This window comes from Limisalsivibrio acetivorans (assembly GCF_000421105.1).
Classification (GTDB): domain Bacteria; phylum Chrysiogenota; class Deferribacteres; order Deferribacterales; family Geovibrionaceae; genus Limisalsivibrio; species Limisalsivibrio acetivorans.
This window is the reverse complement of the sequence record NZ_ATWF01000001.1, coordinates 2,128,777-2,149,051: the sequence shown is the minus strand read 5'-3', so window position 1 is coordinate 2,149,051 and position 20,275 is coordinate 2,128,777. Positions and strand designations below refer to the sequence as shown.

The following is a 20,275-nucleotide window of genomic DNA, read 5'->3' as shown; positions in this document are numbered from 1 at the left end:
TCACGCAAATAAAACTACATTTATCGTAATTTAAAAATATAGGTGTTCTATTTTGTTACAGCGATGAACTGCATAAGTTTTTTAAGGAAATCCGGCATGTCGCCAAGGGGGATCATATTCGGTCCGTCCGATTTTGCAGAATCGGGGTCCGGGTGGGTCTCGATAAAGAACGCTTTTACACCCACCGCCGCAGCTGCGTAAGCCATCCTTGGTGCAAGCCTGCCGTCGCCCCCGCTCTTTCCGCCAAGCCCGCCTGGTCGCTGTACGGAGTGGGTAGCGTCCATAATGACAGGCACATCCATCTCCATCATATCAATGACGTTCCTGTAATCCACGACGAGGTTGTTATAGCCGAACATCGTTCCTCTTTCGGTGAGCATTACCTTATGGTTACCAGACTCCCGTACCTTTGTGAGGGGGTGAACCATATCGCCGCCGGAGAGAAACTGCGCCTTCTTTATGTTGATTATCCTGTCTGTTTTTGCGGCAGAGGTTAGCAGATCCGTCTGCCTGCAAAGAAATGCAGGTATCTGAAGTATATCCGCAACTTCGCCTGCGGGTCCGGCCTGGCTTGGCTCGTGGATATCTGTAAGCAGGGGCACACCCTGCACACGGCCTATCTCTTCCAGCATCCTAAGCCCCTCTTCCATGCCGGGGCCTCTGTATGATGACAGAGATGTACGGTTGGCCTTGTCGAAGCTGGCTTTGAAAACATAGCTAAAGCCAGCCTTTTCGCACGCTTCTTTCATATCTGCGCAGATACGCATGGCGGTATCCGCATCCTCTAAAACACAGGGTCCCGCTATAACGAAGGGAGCCTGAGTAAGCTTTCTGTATAATTCATTCATATCTATTTCTTTTTTTTCTTATCTTTTTTGTATCGATCCTCGATACTGCAGCTTGTGCTGTTAGGGCCTCAGCCAGCACCCGGCTTAATACGGGAGACGAGGATTACGAATACGATAAAGACAACCAGTCCAATGTATTCTTCCATACTATTCCTTCCTTTTTATATCACCCTCATACCATTCACCGCCTATCTTTATGCGGAATCTTGCTCCTTTGCCGGGATCTGAGCTGATATGAAGGCTAAGGCGTTCCTCCGGCTTCTCAATGAGCCAAGCTATACTTCCATCCGCTTTATTAAGCAGCTCCTTCCCTCTAATTAAGCCGATAGCAGGGTAAATGTCAAGCGGGTCGGTGTTCCATACCTTTTTCAGTTCACCGCCGGAGATTATCTCCACACTCTCAAGCCGTTCGCCGGGCCTTCTTATAACAGCCTCTATGGTTATATCCGCCCTTCCATCGCTGCGTATGACATTTCTCTCGCTGACAACGTCCTTACCCATACCACTCTGCAGAAAGAGCTCTATGGGGCTGGCGCCTCCTGCTTGGACATATCTCTCTATCTTGAGCTTGGGCCTGTACGCCTCGGGCCTCACAGAATAACCGCCGAAAAGGTGATACCCCGTTCCATCTCCCTGCAGTAATGGCGCAATGAGAACACCCTCCATGCCGGGGGTATGGATGTAGTTGGTCATATCCACTTCAACGCTGTATGGCTCATCCTTCTCGAAAAGCTGTGTTATGTATGTCATCGTTCCCGGGGCATACCCCTTCTCTGCAGGGCTCTTCATGCTGTCGTAGCTGTATATCCTCATCATGCCGGACTGCCTGTTCGGAAGATGGGAGAGAACAAGGGAGGCTCCCTTAACAAACATGCCGCCGAGCCCCAGCTTATCCCTGTTGAGCCTTACAAAGAAGCCGTTTCGCACCTCATCGGATGCCGCAACATAGGGCATACCCGGCCGAAGGTTGTATTCCTCTGCGCTGAGGCCGACACGCTCTATGGAAGAGACCGCCTCATCAAGGTACACGTACTCCGTCTCGGTTCCGTAGGAATCCAGCTCCATGCGCCATGTTCCCCCGCCGCCGGTTCCGTGCCATGTCCCACTGACAAACTCATCGGTCAGAAAGCCCTCAAAGGTCTGTTCGCATTTGAATGATGAGCCGGGTCTTTGACAGTCGAGAGATATATTAACCTGCCCCTTTTCCACCTTTCCGTTCAGTGGATACTTGCGTTTCTTGCCTGAGATATCTATGAGAGCCTCGCCGAAAAGATTATCACCGTAACGGTCCAGCCTCCAGACAGCATCGATGGTCTTGTTGTCCTTAGAATAGGATGTACGGGTATCAAAAACTCCACCGCTAAATACCGGTGCAGCGGACTCCACGCCGGGGAGTTTTTCCATATAAAAATTCTTTGAAAAGCTGAGATTTTTCTCTCCGCCTTCGATCTCAACGGTGTAGCTGTATTTGCCTGCAATATCCGTAAGCACGGAATCCCCTGTTTCCAGGATAGTTATCTCCGTTCCGGCCACAGGTTCAGTACCCTCACCAAAAACCTGTCCGGAGACCGTTACCTCCGCCGGACTGTCATCGGTGAAAGTGAAATTGTGGATAATCTCCTCGTAGCCATCCGCAGAGACTGCCAAAGTAAGGTTCTTCACCAGAAACATCTTCAGATTTGCAAGGATAAAGTTCTGCATATTCATGTTCACATGGGCGGCAACATCCATCAGTGCAAAGCCGTCATCCGCCTTTATTTCCGCTACAAAGATCTTGTTCATGAATACAATGGTGAAATCCGCATCGTTTATGTAGCTTGATTTTGGAACATAGGTAAACACGCCCCGGTCGCCGAAGGAGATCTCCTGGGTCTTCTTGTTATCCAGTTTAGAGGTCAGCTCCTTATAGAGGTTGTGCGCCTTAACGAAATTGTTAAAGGCGTACACATCGGCATATACATCGAAGGTCTTCTTACGGCGTATATCCATGAGCGTCTCAGCCCTTGGAGAATAGTGGGAATAGTGGGTGGAGTATTTCACTCCGGTTCGGAAATCCTTCTGGGTTATGCCGGTATTAAGCCACAGTTCCTCGCCTCCGTTCAGCCTCTTCACATCGGGGAAGAAGGAGCGGGAAATATCATCAATCTTAACAGCAAAGGCCGCACCGTTAAGAAGCAGTGCGGCCGCAAGCATCACAATTATTCTTTTGAGCATTCTTATTATCAGGCCTCGTTTAGATTTATCATGACAGTCTTAATCTCTGTCATCTCCTCCACGGCAAACTTGGGGCCCTCTCTTCCTGTACCGGAGAGCTTCACACCGCCATAGGGCATCTGGTCCACCCGGAAGGTGGGCATATCGTTTATCATAACACCGCCTACGTCTATGTTGTCAATGGCGTAGAATGCGTTCTTTATGTCGTTGGTGAAGAAACCAGCCTGCAGGCCGAACTGGGAATCGTTCACTCGCTCCACAACCTCTTCCAGGGTCTTGTATTTCATTATGCACACAAGGGGCGCAAAAGCTTCATCGGAAACAACCTTCATCTTCTCCGTGGTGCCTTCAAGAACAGTGGGCTCAAGCATAGCCCCTTTTCTGCCACCACCGGTAAGCAGTGTTGCACCCTGCTCCACAGCCTCCTTTATCCACCCCTCAACACGCTTCGCTTCGCCGTCATCTATCATCGGTCCCACAAGCGTTTTCTCATCGGCAGGATCACCAAAACCGCTCGCCTTAACACTATCAACGAACATGTCACGGAACTCATCGTACCTGCTCTCGTGAATGTATATACGCTGTATACTTATGCAGACCTGCCCGGAGTTTGCGAAACCACCCGTAACACATTTTGGCACGGCGTACTTTATATCAGCATCCCCGTGGATAACAGCGGCTGAATTAGAGCCAAGCTCCAAGGTGACTTTCTTGATCCCAGCCTTCGACTTTATGTCCAGACCTACCTCGGGAGAACCTGTGAAGGTAAGCATATTTATCAGTTCAGATTCCACCATTGCGTTACCCACAACGGAGCCGGAACCGACCACAAGGTTTATACCCTCCTTCGGCATACCGGCCTCGAGCATGAGCTCCACCAGCTTCACTGCTGTAAGAGGTGTGCTGGAAGCTGGCTTAAGAACTATGGGGCATCCTGCAGCTATCGCTGGACCGACCTTATGCGCCACAAGGTTCAGAGGGAAGTTAAAAGGAGTTATCGCTCCAACAACACCGATAGGGTAGCGCTTATAGTAGCCGAATCTACCGGAACCTGACCCCGAAGCATCAAAGGGGATAAGCTCCCCGCCAAGTCTTCTTGCCTCATCGGCGGCGAAATGAAAGTTTTCAGCAGTGCGCCCCGCCTCTCCGCGGGAAAACATGATACCTTTGCCAGCCTCAGCTGTAATGATGCCTGCAATCTCTTCCTTATCACGCTCTATGAGTGAACCAAGCCTGTCCAGTATGTCACCTCTCTGCTTGGCAGTGAGTGATTTCATGATACCTTTGGCATCAAAGGCACACTTGATCGCCCTTTGGGTCGTCTCTGCATCAGCCTTGGAAACCCTGCCCGCCGGCTTTCCGTCAAAGGGGCTCGCAACATCGAGATAGTCCCCTGTATCTAACCATTCTCCGCCTATAAAGAGCTTCTTAGCATCCATATATCTAAACCTCCACCGGTTTTTATTTTAAACCTAGGTTATCAAAATGCCGTTTGAATAGCAATATTCACCGTATTATCAGCCCCAAAACTTCGTATGGGACAGGTAGAGTTATGTGCAATACTCATTACCTATGTATATTTTACCTTGTTTTTGTTCAATCAAACTCTAACATGCGCTCATAACATAGCATTACAGTATGATTTTCCATTGTGCAGGCAGAATATCGAAGCTATATTCACTACAAGCGGATACTAATGTTTTAATTTATTCTTATAGTTGTGCGGAGGCATGTATGAACAAAAAGATATTTATCCCGATTTTTGTAATAGTAGTAGCTGTACTGATGGGAATCTCTGTTATACCCGATTTCAAGAAAAGCCAGGAACCTATTAATGTGCTTAAAGCAATGGCCAGGCAATCCGGCGGTATCGGCATAGCCCAATACACATCCAACCAATCCGAATACCAGAAAGCCATCGAGGAAAAGAGCGCCACTGTGGAGAAATACGGCGAGAGAACTGCCTACATGGTCTTCAAAAAAGAGGAAGAGCAGAAATTCCTCAACAGAACCAAACTTGACGCCCCCGCCTACTTCATCTTCGATACAGACGGTAACCTCCCTGTTGCGGAGAAAGGCATACTTACATTTAATGAACTCCAAAGTATCCTCGGGGGACTGCATACGCATTAATGAATAGCGTGCCCTAGCACAAAATCTAATTCTCTCTGAATAATTTCGAATGTGATTATGTATAGAAAAGACTTAATGGGTGGTTTTAGGAACAAACCACCCCGCTATATCTATATGAATAATTTTCCATCCATGGATATTATTCTGCCGTTCGAAGAAAGAGACTTCCTTCTCACTTACGCAAGCGAGCTTTCATCCATGAAAGCTCATGCTAATCAAGCATTTAAGGTTGAGGCGAATAAAGCCAACCTGGATGTTGGCTCTGAAGGCGAAAGGAAGAACAGCTTTGCTGGTCTGACGTAGCCGGAAGTAAGCGGAGCGAAGGCTTTGCCAAGCGTAGCGGCGATGGAATTTCCATGGATGATAAATTCCATAGATTTGTAAATCAAAAGATCGCAGGGAACTTTTTAGGGAACAAAGTTCCCCGCACCCCTCAAAAACCCATTTTGAAGATAAATATAATGATTGATGTGTAGTACGCTTTCATCCATGAAAGCTTATGCTAATCAAGCATTTAAGGTTGAGGCGAATAAAGCCAACCTGGATGTTGGCTCTGAAGGCGTAGCTGAATTGGGCTCTGCTCAATTCACGTAGCCGGAAGTACGAGAGGGCAAGGTCTCCTTGCTCGAACAACAATGGAATTTCCATGGATGGTAAATTCCATAAATTAAATCAGCCAGGGAAATTCTCAGGATGATGAATTTCCCAGATTATATTAAAAAAAGCCCGCACACTGTGCGGGCCCTACTATTTATAAGAACTTAATCTACTAGTATTTCTCGGGTATCAGCGCAATGCCCTTCGCAACATCCTCGCTTTCGGTGAATTTTCCGCTGAAAGACGAGTTGGCACTTGCAATAACATCCTTCTCCGGTTTGAAGTGAAACTCCCTGGATACCTGTTCATCCTCATAATCGAAGTTTGCCTTAACGGTAATAGTGCCGCTGTGGTACTTCGGCTTAACCCTTATTTCCTTAGCTTTTCTTGGTTTCTCATCGAAGGTGTAGGGTGTTTCGTTATAGCTGCTGGCTGTTTCTGCGTAGAGGCAACCGTCTACCTCGTTATAAGAAACTGCGGGGTATCCGTTTTTACCGGATACAAGGCTATTGAAAGCATCCTCTGCGGTGCAAGGGAGCTCAACGCCGAATGCCTTGGCGATTATGGAGGCAATCTCTACATCTGCCTTTTCCTCGCCGACAGATTCGGTGACCTTGTTCACCTTTGCAACACGTCCGTCTATCTTGGTGAATGTACCCTCAGTTTCAAGGGCAGCTTTGGCGGGGAGTATCACGCTGGCAGCTGATGACGAACCATCCTTGAAGAGGTCAACTGCGATAACGTTCTCTGCATGCTTGAGGGCATCCTCCAGCCTGTCTGCCGATTCATCGGAATAAGTATTGTTGAATCCTGCAAGGATAACTGTCTCAGCCTTTTTGGACTCGATATCCTCAGCAAGCTTGGCGGGTGTGTAACCACCGCCGAAGAGACCCATTCTGTAGAGTGCGTCTGTATTGGTTTTATCGTTTGCATTAAAGAAGCAATGGAGCTTGTCCTTACCGACGAAATCTGCGAAGGCAAAAACAGCCTCGAGCTGATCCTCGGCCTGGGTATACTCACTCCCGACTATGAAGGATATCTTAGATGCGCCGGCGATATACTCCCTGATCTCTTCGTATTTCTTACCCTCACCTTTCTTTATCTCCTCAAGGACACGGGCAAAATTACCCTGATCCGCCATGAGGGACTTATCGGTGAAAACATCGTACTCATACTTTCTAAGACCAACGGTAACGAGCTTGCATTCGTTGTGCACCACAGCGTTCATCACCTTCCACTTAAGGCCTATCGCCTCCCTGCGGAGATCGGAGCCGATTACAAAGGTAAGCTCGGAGCCTTTGAGATCCTCTAAAGTGCCGATGTTGCTGTATGTGGCGAACTTCTCCTTGTACTTCTTCATGTAGACCGCTTTGTTGAAGTCCGCCTCGGTGATTATCTTGTCAGAACCGAGTTTCTTCATGAGTTCAGTATAGGCGGCCATCGCTTCGTTTGTGAGGCGTGAGCCCATGACGAGGGCTGTCTTTTCACCAGCGTTTTTATCCTTGAGGCATTCCTCTATCTCTTCCCAGCTTTTTGCAGAGAACTCATCACCGGACTTGAGCAGAGGTGCTGAAACCCTGGTTTTGTTGTAGATATAGCTATAGGCGAACCTGCCCTGGGATGATATCTGAGAATCCTCAACGGAACGGCCCCTTTCGATCTTGCCGTCACGCACACCGTAAACCACATCCCCCTCCGAAGCGGAGAATGGTGAGGCTGTACTTGTCTCGTTGAGATCCCACACCCTTGCGCTGTGGTGGAACTGATTGTCGAGCAGAGCCCCTACTGGGCAGCGGTCGATACAGGTTCCGCAGAAATCGCAGTCGAGGGTTTCACCCTTGGAGGGTACAACATGGTTATTGAACCCTCTGTCCTCCATATCGAGAGCGGCGCATCCTGTCATCTCACGGCAGGATTTCATGCACCTTTCGCAAAGGACGCAGAGGTTTGAGTTGTATACAATCTTGTTCCAGTATGCCTTGGGTTCGTTCGGCTTCTCAGAGGAGATGGTCTCCTCCATCATACCGAACTCGTAGGCAGTATCCTGGAGCATACACTCCCCAGCCTTGTCGCAGATGGGGCAGTCTAGGGGGTGCTTGATAAGTATGAAATCGAGCATCTGTTTCCTGTGCTTCCAGATATACTCGTTATCGGTCTCTATCTTCATTCCATCAAGAGCATAGAGGGTACAGGCTGATTGAAGCCTCTCCGCTCCGTCCACCTGCACAAGGCAAAGACGGCATGCTCCGATGGGTGTAACCTCTTTAAGGTAGCAGAGGGTGGGGATATGGATTCCGTTTCTTTCAGCAACATCCAGAACGGTCTCCCCTTTCTCAAAGGTGCATTCCTTTCCGTTTATGATGATTTCAGCCATCGGTTACACCTCTACACTGTCTTCGTTTTTGGTGGCACCATCGCCATCCTTCGGTTCACGCACATTCTCAAGGGCAACCATCGCCATTCTTACACAGCGGAGGCACCTTGTGGCTTCGTCATAGGCCTGCTTATCGGTATAGGGCTTTTCGACCTCTTCGTAGTTATCCCTTCTCTCTTCGCCGGTGAGCTTATGCTGATGCACCCTGGGAATAGTTGGGCATTCCTGCCCTTTAACGTCCTCGTTCTTATCGAAGACGTTGTTCTTCTGGAGGTCAAGCTGGAGTGTTTCCTGTTCTGTGAGGTAGGGCTTGCCCTCCTGCAGGTAGCGATCGATCATTATTGCGGACCAGCGTGCGGCGCCAATGGCCTTAACAACGGTCATCGGTCCCCATTCGCAGTCCCCTGCGGAGAATATCTGCGGATCGCTTGAGACGTAGAGATCATCCACAACCTTGAAGGTGTTCCACTTTGTAACCTCGATACCGTCCTCCTCTTTGAGGAAGGTGAGGTCTGAGAACTGACCGATGGCGGGGATAACAATGTCACAGTCGATTATAAATTCGGAGCCCTCAACGGGCTGGGGTCTTCTTCGTCCTGATTCGTCCGGCTCGCCAAGCTCCATGCGCACAGCCTCAACACCCACAACCTTGTTGTTCTCTGTCAGAACCTTAGTGGGGTTGCAGAGGAAGTGGAAGTTGATGCCCTCTTCAATGGCATCGGCAATCTCGTAGTCCTCAGCGGGCATCTCTTTACGTGAGCGGCGGTAGATAAGGTTAACATCCGTTGCACCTTCCCGCAGAGCCACACGAACACAGTCGATGGCGGTGTTACCACCTCCGACAACAACGACCTTCTTGCCTTCCATGTTGGTTTCCATCCCCATCGCCTGCTGGCGGAGGAAAAGGATACCGCTGGCAAGAACGCCCTCGTAGCCCTCTTTCTCGCCTTCGATACCCATATCACGGCTTTTCCATGCGCCTATGGTAACGAGGACTGCGTCGTAGGTTTTCTTAAGGTATTCAAGGGAGACATCATCACCGAGCTTGCGCCCGTATTCTATCTCAACGCCGAGGGACTGTATAATATCAACCTCACGGCGGAGAAGGTGTCTAGGTTCACGGTAGTCAGGGATACCGAGGGCAACCATGCCTCCGGGTTCCTGCATCCATTCGTATATCTTACACTCATAGCCCATAAGGGTGAGGTAGTATGCTGCTGTAAGCCCTGCAGGCCCTGCGCCGACAATGCCGACCTTCTTATCCTTCGGCTCCGCCTTTTCGGGGAGTTTGGGGGCTTTATCCTGATAGTATTCGTAATCCCATGGTGCACGCTTGAGAACCATGATGCTTACAGGGTCCTCATCCACAAGCCCTCTGCGGCAGTTATCTTCGCAGGGGTGGGGACAGACACGTCCGCATACACCCGCTAGGGGCATGGTGCGGCGTATGGTGGCGATTGCGTCAAGGTAGCGATGGTCCTTTATCTCTTCGATAAATTCAGGGATGGGCACATTAGCGGGGCATCCGGCAGTGCAGGGTGCTGTAACATGGGTATGGTAGTCATACTCAAAGGGGACAACATCCTTCTCAACCTGATCCCGGAAGTTTTTGAGAAAGCCCATAACGGGTATAGCCGCTGTGGGTGCAACGGTACATTTTGCGGAAAGGTTAATGGATTCAGCCATTTCATAGGCCTTGTCCAGATCCTTCTCCTCAACGGCACCGGAACGTATCTTCATAAGCTGCTCGGCAAGCAACCTTGTTCCGACCCGTCCGGGGAAGCACCTTCCGCAGCATCCATCGCTGCTTATCTCGAACATATATTTAGCCAAAATAGCCAGAATGTCCGTCTTTTCATCGAAAACCAGGAATCCGTCCCAGTCAACGAGGGCTTTCAAAGGCTTGTCGCCGTACTTCTCCGAAGTCTTAAAAGGGGATTCGCTCCACTCTTCCTTCGGTTTGCCCCTGTTGTCAATTACCTTGTCTTTCCAAAATCCGTAGCAAACTTGCGACATCACACACTCCACGGTATTAACTCACGCAATCGTATACTGTATACAATTGCGTATAACACAATTATAATATCCTGTCTATAACTTTATTGAAATTTGAAAGGGTGTTCTGAACCAGTTCAGCATCCCCTTTGGAAACGGAGAGCACGTCCGTTTTCCCACTTTTAAAACATGAGCTACAAGATATTTACATCTCCATTTTCTGAGTTCATGCAATGATGCTATGTTTGAGTAATTAATGCAATGAAAATATACATTAAATTAACTACATCCTCAAACCACTTATATGCGCTGACTATTGAGAACTAGTACCTCCATCCGGCGTGTTTTTATCGTTGTTTATTTAACATTAATTTTTGCTAAAAATTGCCTCGCTCCTCACCCGTTGCTGTACTATTATATATTACAAATCAAAACCGGAGGCTGGAAGATGGCTGGGCTTATATTTCTGGTAATCGTTGTTCTGCTGGTTGCTCTTTTTATATTCTATTACAATAAATTCGTTTCACTCCGTAACCAGAGTGAGGCCGCTTGGAGCGATATCGATGTTCAGCTTAAGCGGAGATACGATCTTATCCCGAACATTGTGGAGACCGTTAAAGGATACGCTTCCCATGAAAAGGATACCTTCGAAGAGGTCACAAGGGCACGGGCGGAGGCGATGAATGCTCAGGGTGTTGAAAGGCAGGCCGAGGCAGAGAATATGCTTACTGGAGCGCTGAAGTCGCTCTTCGCATTATCCGAGAACTACCCGGAGCTTAAGGCGAATACAAACTTCCTCGAGCTCCAGAGAACTCTGCAGGAGACCGAGGACAGCATCCAGCTCGCCAGGCGGTATTACAACGCAGTAGTGCGTGACTTCAACACTCTCACAGATACGTTCCCATCCGTAATAATCGCAAACATGTTCAGCTTCACAAAGCTGGAGTACTTCGAAATAGAGGATACTCAACGTGAGAACGTACAGGTGAAATTCTAGGGAGCAGAACGATGAAAAGGCTGATTACAGCTCTGATCGTATTACTCTTTTCCTCCATCGCCCATGCCGAATATTTTGTCATAGAACACTATGATATAGCCCTTGAGGTTAAAAAGAACTCGGTTATCCACGTGACTGAAAAGCTCAGGGTCCGCTTCACCCAGCCGAGGCAGGGGATCTACCGCGACATCCCCTATGCATACATACAGGGTAAAAAGAAGGGTAGCGCCGAAAGACCCAACACCTTCGGAGGCAAGTACATCACCCTGGTGGACGACATTTCCGTAAGGGGGCACGAACAGAAGATAACAAAAGAGAACGGTAACTACCGGATCCGCATAGGTACGCCGGGTGTTTTTGTAAGCGGAGTTGAGAACTACGAGATATCGTACAAGGTATTCGGCGCAGTCAACTTCTTCGACACAACCCTTGAGGTATACTGGAATCTCATAGGCCCGCACTGGCAGACCACAATAAACAGAGCTGAATTCACCGTAAAATTCCCCGAAGGAACCTTCATCAACCGGGACGAAACCTTTGTGTACACAGGCAGGGTAGGCTCTGTGGGCACAAATGCTGAGTATACAATAGAAGATACCCTCATAAAAGGGCACACCACAAGGAGACTAAGCCCAAACGAAGCCTTGACCATAGGGGTTATGCTCCCAAAGCACGTTTTGGACAAGGGCAACACATGGCTGAGAACAAGGCTGTTTCTGGCGAATAATAAGTTTATGGTGATACCGCTGCTCTTTATTCTTATACTTTTCTCCATCTGGTGGTTCATGGGAAGGGATACCGCTCTCTCCACCGTTGTTCGCTATAAACCTCCCGAAGGCATGAGTCCCGCCGAGGCGGGTCTGCTTATTGACGATAAGCTGGACAACCGTGATCTCGTATCCGTCTTCTTCAAGTGGGGAACAGAGGGGTACATAACCATTGAGGAGCGTGAGGACTATAACTCCATACTCGGAAAGAGCGACTTTCTCTTTTCACGAAAGAATGATATACCGGACACGGCACCGGAGTTCGAGAAGATCCTGTTTAGAGGAATGTTCCCCGGCAGCATGAAACACAGAGTCCTGAGTGAGCTTAAAAACAACTACTACACCACGATGCAGGATGCAAAAGAGGAGCTGAACAGGTATATCCGTATGAATGAATTCTACGCACCATTCACCAGGCTCGCAGGAAAGGGGATAATATTCCTCGGCTTTGCAGCCTTCATCCTTTCAGCCTTCACAGCGATAACCACCGGCGAGTTCAAATGGATCGTTTCCGGTGCAGTTATGCTCATTGCAGGGATACTTTTCGGGAAGATAATGCCCAAGAAAACAGCAGACGGAAATATAAAATACCGCTACCTTCTCGGCTTTAAGGAGTTTCTTGAAAGAGCCGAAAAGCCGCGGATAAAAAGGCTCATGGACAAGTACCCTGAGTATTTCAATACAACACTCCCCTATGCCGTAGCGTTTGGCATGGCGGATAAGTGGGCCAAAAAGTTTGACGGTCTCCTCAAGGAACCGCCGGACTGGTATACCATGCGCCACGGCTCAACCTTTTCAGCGGTTTACCTCGCAGACTCCCTCAGCAGAGGCGTATCCAGCATGGGCTCAACCATGGCCTCCCAGCCTGCCCAGACCAGTGCAGGCAGCGGCTCCAGCGGCTTTTCCGGTGGAGGCGGTTTCTCAGGCGGCGGCTTCGGCGGCGGAGGGGGCGGCAGCTGGTGAGACTACTCCTGTTCACATCCAACATCACTGGCGAGCTGCTCCTTGAGAAGCTCGACTCATACAGCTTTTATCCGGATACTGTTACATATACACCCGGTGCCAGACGGACTGCACTCTCCAGGGACTTCTCACCCTTCGCCATGAAATTCCCGCTCATCCAGATAAGCCGTAACCGCTATTCCGAAGAGGAGGGGAGGATCAAGGCGGATGCTGACACCGTTGCCGTATGTATCGACTGGACAAAGGACTTTTTCCATGATTTCCCCGGTTATATCATATATTCTCACCCCTCACTCCTGCCTATGTACAGGGGCTACAGCGCAATTACAGAGCAGTTCGCAAGGGGTGTTGTCCGCTCGGGAGCGAGCTTCTATAAAGCAGGGGAGAAGATAGACGGCGGCGACATACTCCGCAGGGAAAATATCAGTATAGATTTCAAGGATTACCCCATCGACTTTTTAGAGAAATACGCCGAGTGCGCCGCAAGCTTTATCCTCGACCTTGCGGACAACGGGCTGGAGCAGTTCACCCCAGAACCACAGGATGAAACAAAGGCATTCTACCTGGCAAGGAAGCGGAAGAAAGAGGCAGTTATCGACTTCAATCGTGACGCATTCAGCCTCTACAATCATATAAGAGCCTTCTCCCGACCCTTCTTCGGAGCATATTTCCGCTCAGGATGCAAGGAATACACCGTATGGAAGGCCTCCACAGAGAAATGGCAGGGTGAATACGGCGAGCCGGGAACCGTTCTCTCAAGAGACAGTGCGGGGATCGAGATAGCCTGCGGCTCCGGTGCAATAATGTTGGAGGAGGTGGAATGCGACGGTCTTTCCATCCGCCCCGACGAGCTTGAATTCAGTTGACGTAATAACACCCCGGTATTATCCTACCTCCCATGCATGAAGCCAGTATAGCCCAGAGTTTGATGGAAATAGTTTTTGATACAGCCAGAGCCAACAATGCCGGGAAGATAACAAAGGTTTTCGTACGGATAGGTCGGCTCCAGGCTGTGGAAAATGATGCGCTCCTCTTCGCCTTCGATGCCCTTAAAGAGGAAACGATGGCAGAAGATGCTGAGATGATCATTGAGGATGTCGGTATCACGGGTAAATGCAAGGATTGCGGCAAGGTTTCGGAATTCGAGGCGATAATGCTTCATTGCCCCCATTGCGCATCCTATGCAGTTGAACTTCTCACAGGTGAAGAGCTCGCCATCACCGAAATAGAGATCGATTAGGAGTATGTTATGCCAAAAGTAGATGTTAAGAAGAAGATACTTTCAAAGAACGAAACCCTCGCAGCTGCCCTGAAAGAGGGATTCGACAAAGATAAAACGCTCGTGCTCAACTTCGTATCCTCCCCAGGAAGCGGAAAAACAAGCATCCTTGCAGATGTGCTTGCAAGGCTTAACGATAAGTTCCGCATTGCGGTTATCGAGGGCGATCTTCAGACAGAGAACGATGCAGAGCGGATAAGAGCCGCCGGAGTTGAGGCTGTTCAGGTGAACACAGGTCGTGCCTGCCATCTCGATGCAAACGATATCCAAAAGGCGATGACATCATTTGAAGGACACATCGATCTCCTTGTTATAGAGAACGTTGGCAACCTCGTATGCCCCTCCGCATTTGAACTTGGCGAGGATATGAAGGTGTGTGTACTGAGCGTAACCGAGGGTGAGGACAAGCCTGCTAAGTATCCCTCCATGTTTCATGTATCATCAGCATTCATCATCAATAAGATAGACCTCCTCCCCCATGTGGATTTCGATGTGGCGAAATGCCGTGAGTACGCCATAGGGGTTAACCCGGGGCTTGATATCTTCGAGGCATCCTGCAAAACAGGGGAAGGACTCACAGAGATCGCTGACTGGATCGAAACAAAGGTAAACGAGAAAAGAGGCGTATAATAGCTACCGCCGGAATGGATGAAGTCGGCAGGGGATGCCTTGCAGGGCCGGTTGTGGCCTGTGCGGTCATACTCAAAGAGGGCTTCTCCCATGAAAGACTTATCGATTCAAAGAAGCTGACCGAAAAACGGCGGGAGTCGATGGCCAGGCTCATTATGGAAAATTCTGCCGCCTACGCATACGGCTCCGTCTGCTCCGGTCTCATCGACCAGGTGAATATCCTGCGAGCCACAAAGCAGGCGATGCACAAAGCCCTTTCAAGACTGGCTATACCCTTCGACAGAGTTATCATCGATGCGGTCAAACTCCGCAATATAGATGTTCCTATGGAACACCCCTTCAAGGCGGAGGACAGCCACCCATGCGTCGCCGCCGCATCAATCCTCGCCAAGGTCTACCGTGACCGCCTCATGAAAAGAATGCATATCCACTACCCCGAATACGGCTGGTACTCCAACAAAGGATACGGCGCAAAGATCCATATGGAGGCAATCGCAAAATACGGTCCGACCCCCCTGCACCGGATGAGCTTCCTGAAATGAAGATCCTAAGAGGACAAAAAGGCGAGGCAAAAGCCGTTAAATACCTAAAAAAGAAGGGGTATACGATATGCGAGCGCAATTTCCGGTCACGCTTCGGTGAGATAGACATCATCGCAGAAAAGGACGGTGTAACCGCCTTCGTCGAAGTTAAAACAAGAACAGATAACTCATACGGGACAGGACTCGATGCTATTACCCATGAAAAAATGCGCAGACTGCGAAAAACTGCGGAACTCTATATCGTTAAACAAGAACAGGAAATACCCTGCCGGTTCGATGTCATATCCATCGATAAAGATGAAATAACACATATCGAAAACGCATTCTAAATGCCGATAACTAACAGTCTTCCATGGATGGAAAATTCCATAGATTAGTAGAACTAAGATCGCAGGGAACTTTTTAGGGAACAAAGTTCCCCGCACCCCTCAAAAACCCATCTTAATCTATCTGAATCATTTCCCATCCATGGAATTATTCTTACATTCGAAGAAAAAGGCTTCCTTCTCAATTACGCAAGCGCACTTTCATCCATGAAAGCTTATGCTAATTACACGTTTGAGGTTGCTACTCAACAGGCTTCCATGGATGGAAGCCCTGAAGTGAAGAATATGGAGCTATGCTTCATATTCTGTAACGGAAGTAAGCGGAGCGAAGGCTTTGCCGAGAGTAGCGGCAGGGAAATTCTCAGGATGATGAATTTCCCAGATATATCGAAGCCGGAAGTGCGAGAGGGCAAGGTCTCCTTGCCCGAACAACAACGGAATTTCCATGGATGGTAAATTCCATACATATAATTAAAGACTAAGGTAAATTTTCAGGAACACACCACCCCTTAACAACCCCTCAAAAAATCTTTTATCTATTTGAATAATTTACCGTCCATGGAATTATTCTGACATTCAAAGAAAAGGGCTTCCTTCTCAATTACGCAAGCGCACTTTCATCCATGAAAGCTTATGCTAATTACACGTTTGAGGTTGCTACTCAACAGGCTTCCATGGATGGAAGCCCTGAAGTGAAGAATATGGAGCTATGCTTCATATTCTGTAGCGGAAGTAAGCGGAGCGAAGGCTTTGCCGAGAGTAGCGGCAGGGAAATTCTCAGGATGATGAATTTCCCAGATATATCGAAGCCGGAAGTGCGAGAGGGCAAGGTCTCCTTGCCCGAACAACAATGGAATTTCCATGGATGGTAAATTCCATACATATAATTAAAGACTAAGGTAAATTTTCAGGAACACACCACCCCTTAACAACCCCTCAAAAAATCTTTTATCTATTTGAATAATTTACCGTCCATGGAATTATTCTGACATTCAAAGAAAAGGGCTTCCTTCTCAATTACGCAAGCGCACTTTCATCCATGAAAGCTTATGCTAATTACACGTTTGAGGTTGCTACTCAACAGGCTTCCATGGATGGAAGCCCTGAAGTGAAGAATATGGAGCTATGCTTCATATTCTGTAACGGAAGTAAGCGGAGCGAAGGCTTTGCCGAGAGTAGCGGCAGGGAAATTCTCAGGATGATGAATTTCCCAGATATATCGAAGCCGGAAGTGCGAGAGGGCAAGGTCTCCTTGCCCGAACAACAATGGAATTTCCATGGATGGTAAATTCCATACATATAATTAAAGACTAAGGTAAATTTTCAGGAACACACCACCCCTTAACAAACCCTCAAAAAATCTTTTATCTATTTGAATAATTTACCGTCCATGGAATTATTCTGACATTCAAAGAAAAGGGCTTCCTTCTCAATTACGCAAGCGCACTTTCATCCATGAAAGCTTTTGCTAATCAAACATTTAAGGTTGATATATATAAAAGGCTCCCATGGATGGGAGCTCTGCAGGCGAAACTAAATTGAATTGTATTCAATTTATGTAGCCGGAAGTGCGAGAGGGCAAGGTATCCTTGCCCGAACAACAATGGAATTTCCATGAATGGTAAATTCCATAGATAAAATCAGACCAGGGAAATTCTCAGGATGATGAATTTCCCAGATTATATGGATGGTAAATTCCAAAAAATAATTTTAGAAAGGTCGACACCCAACCTACACAAGGTCGATTTTCTTTACCTCTGGATCGAGGGAACCGATTATCGTATTCAGGCTCTCCATCAGGCTAACTGCGTCCTCGTCATTGATCTTTCCGTCGTCGTAGAAACTGTCCTCTTCGAGGATGGCAAAGGAGCGGTTTGTAAACTCCCTGCCCGCTTCGGTGAGCAGGATATTGATCGTTCTGCGATCCTTACCCGTTTTAGCACGCTGAACATACCCCTTTGCCTCAAGGCGGTCCACAATACCTGTAATGGCACTGTTATTTATGTTGATCCGCTTCGTGAGCTCTGTGAGGTTAATGCCGTCCTCCTTCTGAATCTCATGGAGGCAGAGAAGCTGGGGGAGGGTTATTTGATACTTGTTGTTCAGATACTTTGAGTATTTGTCAAGGAACCTGGAAAGCTTCCTGATCCCGCTTATAATCTGTATTGAAGTGTATGCACTCATCCTAATTATCCTATCTAAATTTGATAATTCATAAATCCAATCATCAGAAATGTCAATATAAAGCGTGTAAATTTTTAGATGTAAATATTACACACATAAAATACGCATCTTTTTCCTATTCTTAAATCAAAGGAAATTCAACCAGACACTCTGAAAAGAATCTGCATCTATTTAATATGTGAAGTTTGGCAGAATAAATAATATCCTTTGGGGGCTCATGAGATAAAACAATTCGGGAAATGCCATTAAAATATCCTGAAATCTTTGAAATAAGCCCGTTTCAGGGAATTTCTCTTGAAAAGAGGTCCCCTAGAATATATAACTTTAGGACTAACTTTAAAAAGGGTGAATGATGTCTTTTTATCTTCTTGAGATAGGCAGTGAAGAGATTCCTGCCGGATTTATCGGCAGGGCTTGCGACTTTCTTAAAAACGAATTCCAAAAACAGCTTAAAAGCTCAAATGTCAGCTACTCCGGTGTTACTGTAGATGGTACGCCGAGAAGGCTTTACGTATACGTAGATGGTCTGGCCGAACGCCAGAAGGACTCCGAGGAAACCATAATGGGCCCACCGGCGTCCATCGCCTTTGATGCTGATGGAGGGCTTACTAAGGCAGGACTGGGCTTTGCCAAGTCTAAAGGTCTGGAAACTGCCGATCTTAAAAAGGTCAGCTCGGACAAAGGTGAATACCTCGCCGGCGTTAAGAAATATATCGGTGTTCCGACTAGGGATCTTTTCCGTGAGCTTGTTCCGTCAATAATAAAAGCCATACCCTTCCAGAAGTCCATGAGATGGGGTGATAACGATTTCCGCTTTGCAAGGCCGGTGCACTGGTTTCTGTCGATATTCGACGGCGAGCTGCTCCCCTTCGAGATTGACGGTATCGAAGCAGACAAATACACATACGGCCACAGGATCATGTGTCCTGAGCAGTTCGAGATTAAGGACTACGACTCTTACCGTGAAACCATGGCAAGGGCGAAGGTTATTGTTGATACAGCAGAGCGTAAAAGAGCCGTTTTAGAGCAGATTGAGGCAATATCCTCCCAGGGGGAACTCAATGTAATCACCGATGAAGAGCTTCTGGATACGGTTGTTAATCTTGTGGAAACCCCGGTAGCTGTTCTCGGCTACTTTAATGAGGACTTCCTCAAGCTCCCGCCGGAGGTCCTCATAACCTCCATGAAGAACCACCAAAAGTATTTTTACGTTGAAGACAACAACGGAAAACTCATGAACTGCTTTGTGGGTGTTTCAAACACCGGAGCAGAGGACATGAGCCTGATCCGTACAGGGTACGAGCGGGTCCTAAGAGCCAGACTCAGCGATGCAATGTTCTTTTATGAGAACGACATAAAAGTCCCCCTTGAGCAGAGGACAGAGGAACTGCGCAAGGTTGTGTATCAGGAGAAACTTGGCACATCCTACCAGAAGATGGAGCGTTTCCGTGAGATAACAGGCTACCTTACCGACACACTCGATAAAGATGTTAAAGAGAATGCGGACAGAGCTGCGTATCTTTGTAAGGCTGATCTCCTTAGTGAGATGGTTTATGAATTCCCCGAGCTTCAGGGTATAATGGGTAGAGAGTATGCCGGACTACAGAAAGAGCCGGAGGCTGTCTGCAGAGCTATCTACGAGCACTATCTTCCCAGGTTTGCAGGTGATGATCTGCCCGCCGACAATGAAGGAGCCTTTGTTTCCCTCGCCGACAAGCTGGACACCATATGCGGTTGCTTCTGCATAGGTCTCATTCCCAGCGGAAACAACGACCCCTACGCACTGCGCAGGAACGCCATCGGTATAATCCAGATCATCAGGTCAGGCGGATACAGGCTCAGGCTGAGCAGTCTTCTTGACATGAGCCTTGGTCTCCTTGAAAAGGATCAAAGCTTTGATAAGATCGAGGTAAAGGGACAGGTTCGTGAGTTTATCGTTCTCCGTCTCCGCCAGCTTCTTCTTAATGAGGGTATTCCTGCAGAGGCTTTTGATGCTGTTCAGGAGAATTTCGATGATATAATCCTCATAGAGAAGGCGGCAAAAGCCCTTGGAGAAATAAAGGGGACTGAAGAGTTTGCCGTTATATCCCAAGGATATAAGAGAATTAATAACATCCTGAAGAAAACGGGAGAGGTCGAGCCGAAGTTCAGCAGGGATCTCTTTGAGCAGGATGAGGAGAAAGCTTTGGCCGATACCTTCGAGGAGAAGGAGAAGAGTATCAGGGCAAAGATAGAGCAAGAGGACTTTGATGAGGCTTTGAGAGAGCTTCTTGGGTTCAGCAAACCCGTAAACGCCTTCTTCGACGGCGTTATGGTTATGGCAGAGGATGAGTCCGTTAAGAAAAACCGACTCGGAATGCTAGCAGGACTAAGGGATGTTTTTGGTCTTGCAGGCGATCTCTCAAGGCTGGCTTAATAAATTTTGG

The 20,275-nt window shown here is 48.1% G+C and carries 19 protein-coding genes; 13 read left to right on the top strand and 6 right to left on the bottom strand.

Annotated elements, in window-relative coordinates; genetic code table 11:
* Nucleotides 1-47: 47 nt before the first annotated feature.
* The 3 genes from kdsA to K300_RS0110175 form a co-directional block, all read right to left on the bottom strand.
* Complete coding sequence (kdsA, locus tag K300_RS0110185) at nucleotides 48-848, bottom strand: 3-deoxy-8-phosphooctulonate synthase (protein ID WP_022851568.1); 801 nt, start codon at nucleotides 846-848, stop codon at nucleotides 48-50.
* A 147-nt stretch (nucleotides 849-995) separates the two neighbouring features.
* Nucleotides 996-3,062: a hypothetical protein gene (locus tag K300_RS0110180; RefSeq protein ID WP_022851567.1), complete on the bottom strand. Its 2,067-nt coding sequence runs from the start codon at nucleotides 3,060-3,062 to the stop codon at nucleotides 996-998.
* An 8-nt stretch (nucleotides 3,063-3,070) separates the two neighbouring features.
* Nucleotides 3,071-4,501, bottom strand: coding sequence for an aldehyde dehydrogenase family protein (locus K300_RS0110175; protein ID WP_022851566.1), 1,431 nt, complete (start codon nucleotides 4,499-4,501; stop codon nucleotides 3,071-3,073).
* Nucleotides 4,502-4,796: 295 nt separating this feature from the next.
* On the opposite strand from K300_RS0110175, the gene K300_RS0110170 reads away from it, so the two are divergent.
* Together K300_RS0110170 and K300_RS0110165 are read left to right on the top strand one after the other, a co-directional pair.
* Complete coding sequence (locus K300_RS0110170; protein ID WP_022851565.1) at nucleotides 4,797-5,195, top strand: hypothetical protein; 399 nt, start codon at nucleotides 4,797-4,799, stop codon at nucleotides 5,193-5,195.
* A 57-nt stretch (nucleotides 5,196-5,252) separates the two neighbouring features.
* Nucleotides 5,253-5,498 (top strand): hypothetical protein, encoded by a 246-nt coding sequence (locus tag K300_RS0110165; protein ID WP_022851564.1) that lies wholly within the window; start codon nucleotides 5,253-5,255, stop codon nucleotides 5,496-5,498.
* A gap of 466 nt (nucleotides 5,499-5,964) precedes the next feature.
* Here K300_RS0110165 and K300_RS0110160 read toward each other — a convergent pair whose 3' ends face one another.
* Nucleotides 5,965-8,166 (bottom strand): NADH-quinone oxidoreductase subunit G, encoded by a 2,202-nt coding sequence (locus tag K300_RS0110160; RefSeq protein WP_022851563.1) that lies wholly within the window; start codon nucleotides 8,164-8,166, stop codon nucleotides 5,965-5,967.
* A 3-nt stretch (nucleotides 8,167-8,169) separates the two neighbouring features.
* Complete coding sequence (locus K300_RS15340) at nucleotides 8,170-10,182, bottom strand: FAD-dependent oxidoreductase (protein WP_022851562.1); 2,013 nt, start codon at nucleotides 10,180-10,182, stop codon at nucleotides 8,170-8,172.
* A gap of 427 nt (nucleotides 10,183-10,609) precedes the next feature.
* On the opposite strand from K300_RS15340, the gene K300_RS0110150 reads away from it, so the two are divergent.
* From K300_RS0110150 to K300_RS0110105, 10 genes are all read left to right on the top strand, one after another.
* The gene (locus K300_RS0110150) at nucleotides 10,610-11,158 is read left to right on the top strand and encodes a LemA family protein (RefSeq protein ID WP_022851561.1); all 549 of its coding nucleotides are present in this window, start codon (nucleotides 10,610-10,612) and stop codon (nucleotides 11,156-11,158) included.
* An 11-nt stretch (nucleotides 11,159-11,169) separates the two neighbouring features.
* Nucleotides 11,170-12,888 (top strand): DUF2207 domain-containing protein, encoded by a 1,719-nt coding sequence (locus K300_RS0110145; protein WP_022851560.1) that lies wholly within the window; start codon nucleotides 11,170-11,172, stop codon nucleotides 12,886-12,888.
* The gene (locus tag K300_RS0110140) at nucleotides 12,885-13,754 is read left to right on the top strand and encodes a methionyl-tRNA formyltransferase (RefSeq protein WP_022851559.1); all 870 of its coding nucleotides are present in this window, start codon (nucleotides 12,885-12,887) and stop codon (nucleotides 13,752-13,754) included. The genes K300_RS0110145 and K300_RS0110140 overlap by 4 nt, the downstream gene beginning before the upstream one ends.
* A 32-nt stretch (nucleotides 13,755-13,786) precedes the next feature.
* Nucleotides 13,787-14,128: a hydrogenase maturation nickel metallochaperone HypA gene (hypA, locus tag K300_RS0110135; RefSeq protein ID WP_022851558.1), complete on the top strand. Its 342-nt coding sequence runs from the start codon at nucleotides 13,787-13,789 to the stop codon at nucleotides 14,126-14,128.
* Nucleotides 14,129-14,137: 9 nt separating this feature from the next.
* The gene (gene hypB / locus K300_RS0110130) at nucleotides 14,138-14,797 is read left to right on the top strand and encodes a hydrogenase nickel incorporation protein HypB (RefSeq protein WP_022851557.1); all 660 of its coding nucleotides are present in this window, start codon (nucleotides 14,138-14,140) and stop codon (nucleotides 14,795-14,797) included.
* Nucleotides 14,798-14,811: 14 nt separating this feature from the next.
* Nucleotides 14,812-15,339, top strand: a complete 528-nt coding sequence (gene rnhB, locus K300_RS0110125; RefSeq protein ID WP_022851556.1) for a ribonuclease HII — start codon at nucleotides 14,812-14,814, stop codon at nucleotides 15,337-15,339.
* The gene (locus K300_RS0110120) at nucleotides 15,336-15,668 is read left to right on the top strand and encodes a YraN family protein (RefSeq protein WP_022851555.1); all 333 of its coding nucleotides are present in this window, start codon (nucleotides 15,336-15,338) and stop codon (nucleotides 15,666-15,668) included. The genes rnhB and K300_RS0110120 overlap by 4 nt, the downstream gene beginning before the upstream one ends.
* A 204-nt stretch (nucleotides 15,669-15,872) precedes the next feature.
* Entirely contained in the window at nucleotides 15,873-16,121 is a 249-nt protein-coding gene (locus K300_RS0110115; RefSeq protein WP_162139883.1) for a hypothetical protein, read from the top strand.
* 167 nt (nucleotides 16,122-16,288) lie between these two features.
* Nucleotides 16,289-16,537: a hypothetical protein gene (locus K300_RS0110110; RefSeq protein ID WP_162139882.1), complete on the top strand. Its 249-nt coding sequence runs from the start codon at nucleotides 16,289-16,291 to the stop codon at nucleotides 16,535-16,537.
* A 167-nt stretch (nucleotides 16,538-16,704) separates the two neighbouring features.
* Nucleotides 16,705-16,953, top strand: coding sequence for a hypothetical protein (locus K300_RS0110105; protein WP_162139881.1), 249 nt, complete (start codon nucleotides 16,705-16,707; stop codon nucleotides 16,951-16,953).
* Nucleotides 16,954-17,396: 443 nt separating this feature from the next.
* On the opposite strand, the gene K300_RS0110100 is transcribed toward K300_RS0110105, so the two are convergent.
* A complete protein-coding gene (locus K300_RS0110100; RefSeq protein ID WP_022851551.1) occupies nucleotides 17,397-17,849 on the bottom strand; it encodes a MarR family winged helix-turn-helix transcriptional regulator in 453 nt (150 codons plus the stop codon).
* Nucleotides 17,850-18,201: 352 nt separating this feature from the next.
* On the opposite strand from K300_RS0110100, the gene glyS reads away from it, so the two are divergent.
* Nucleotides 18,202-20,265, top strand: coding sequence for a glycine--tRNA ligase subunit beta (glyS, locus tag K300_RS0110095; protein WP_022851550.1), 2,064 nt, complete (start codon nucleotides 18,202-18,204; stop codon nucleotides 20,263-20,265).
* Nucleotides 20,266-20,275 lie beyond the last annotated feature (10 nt).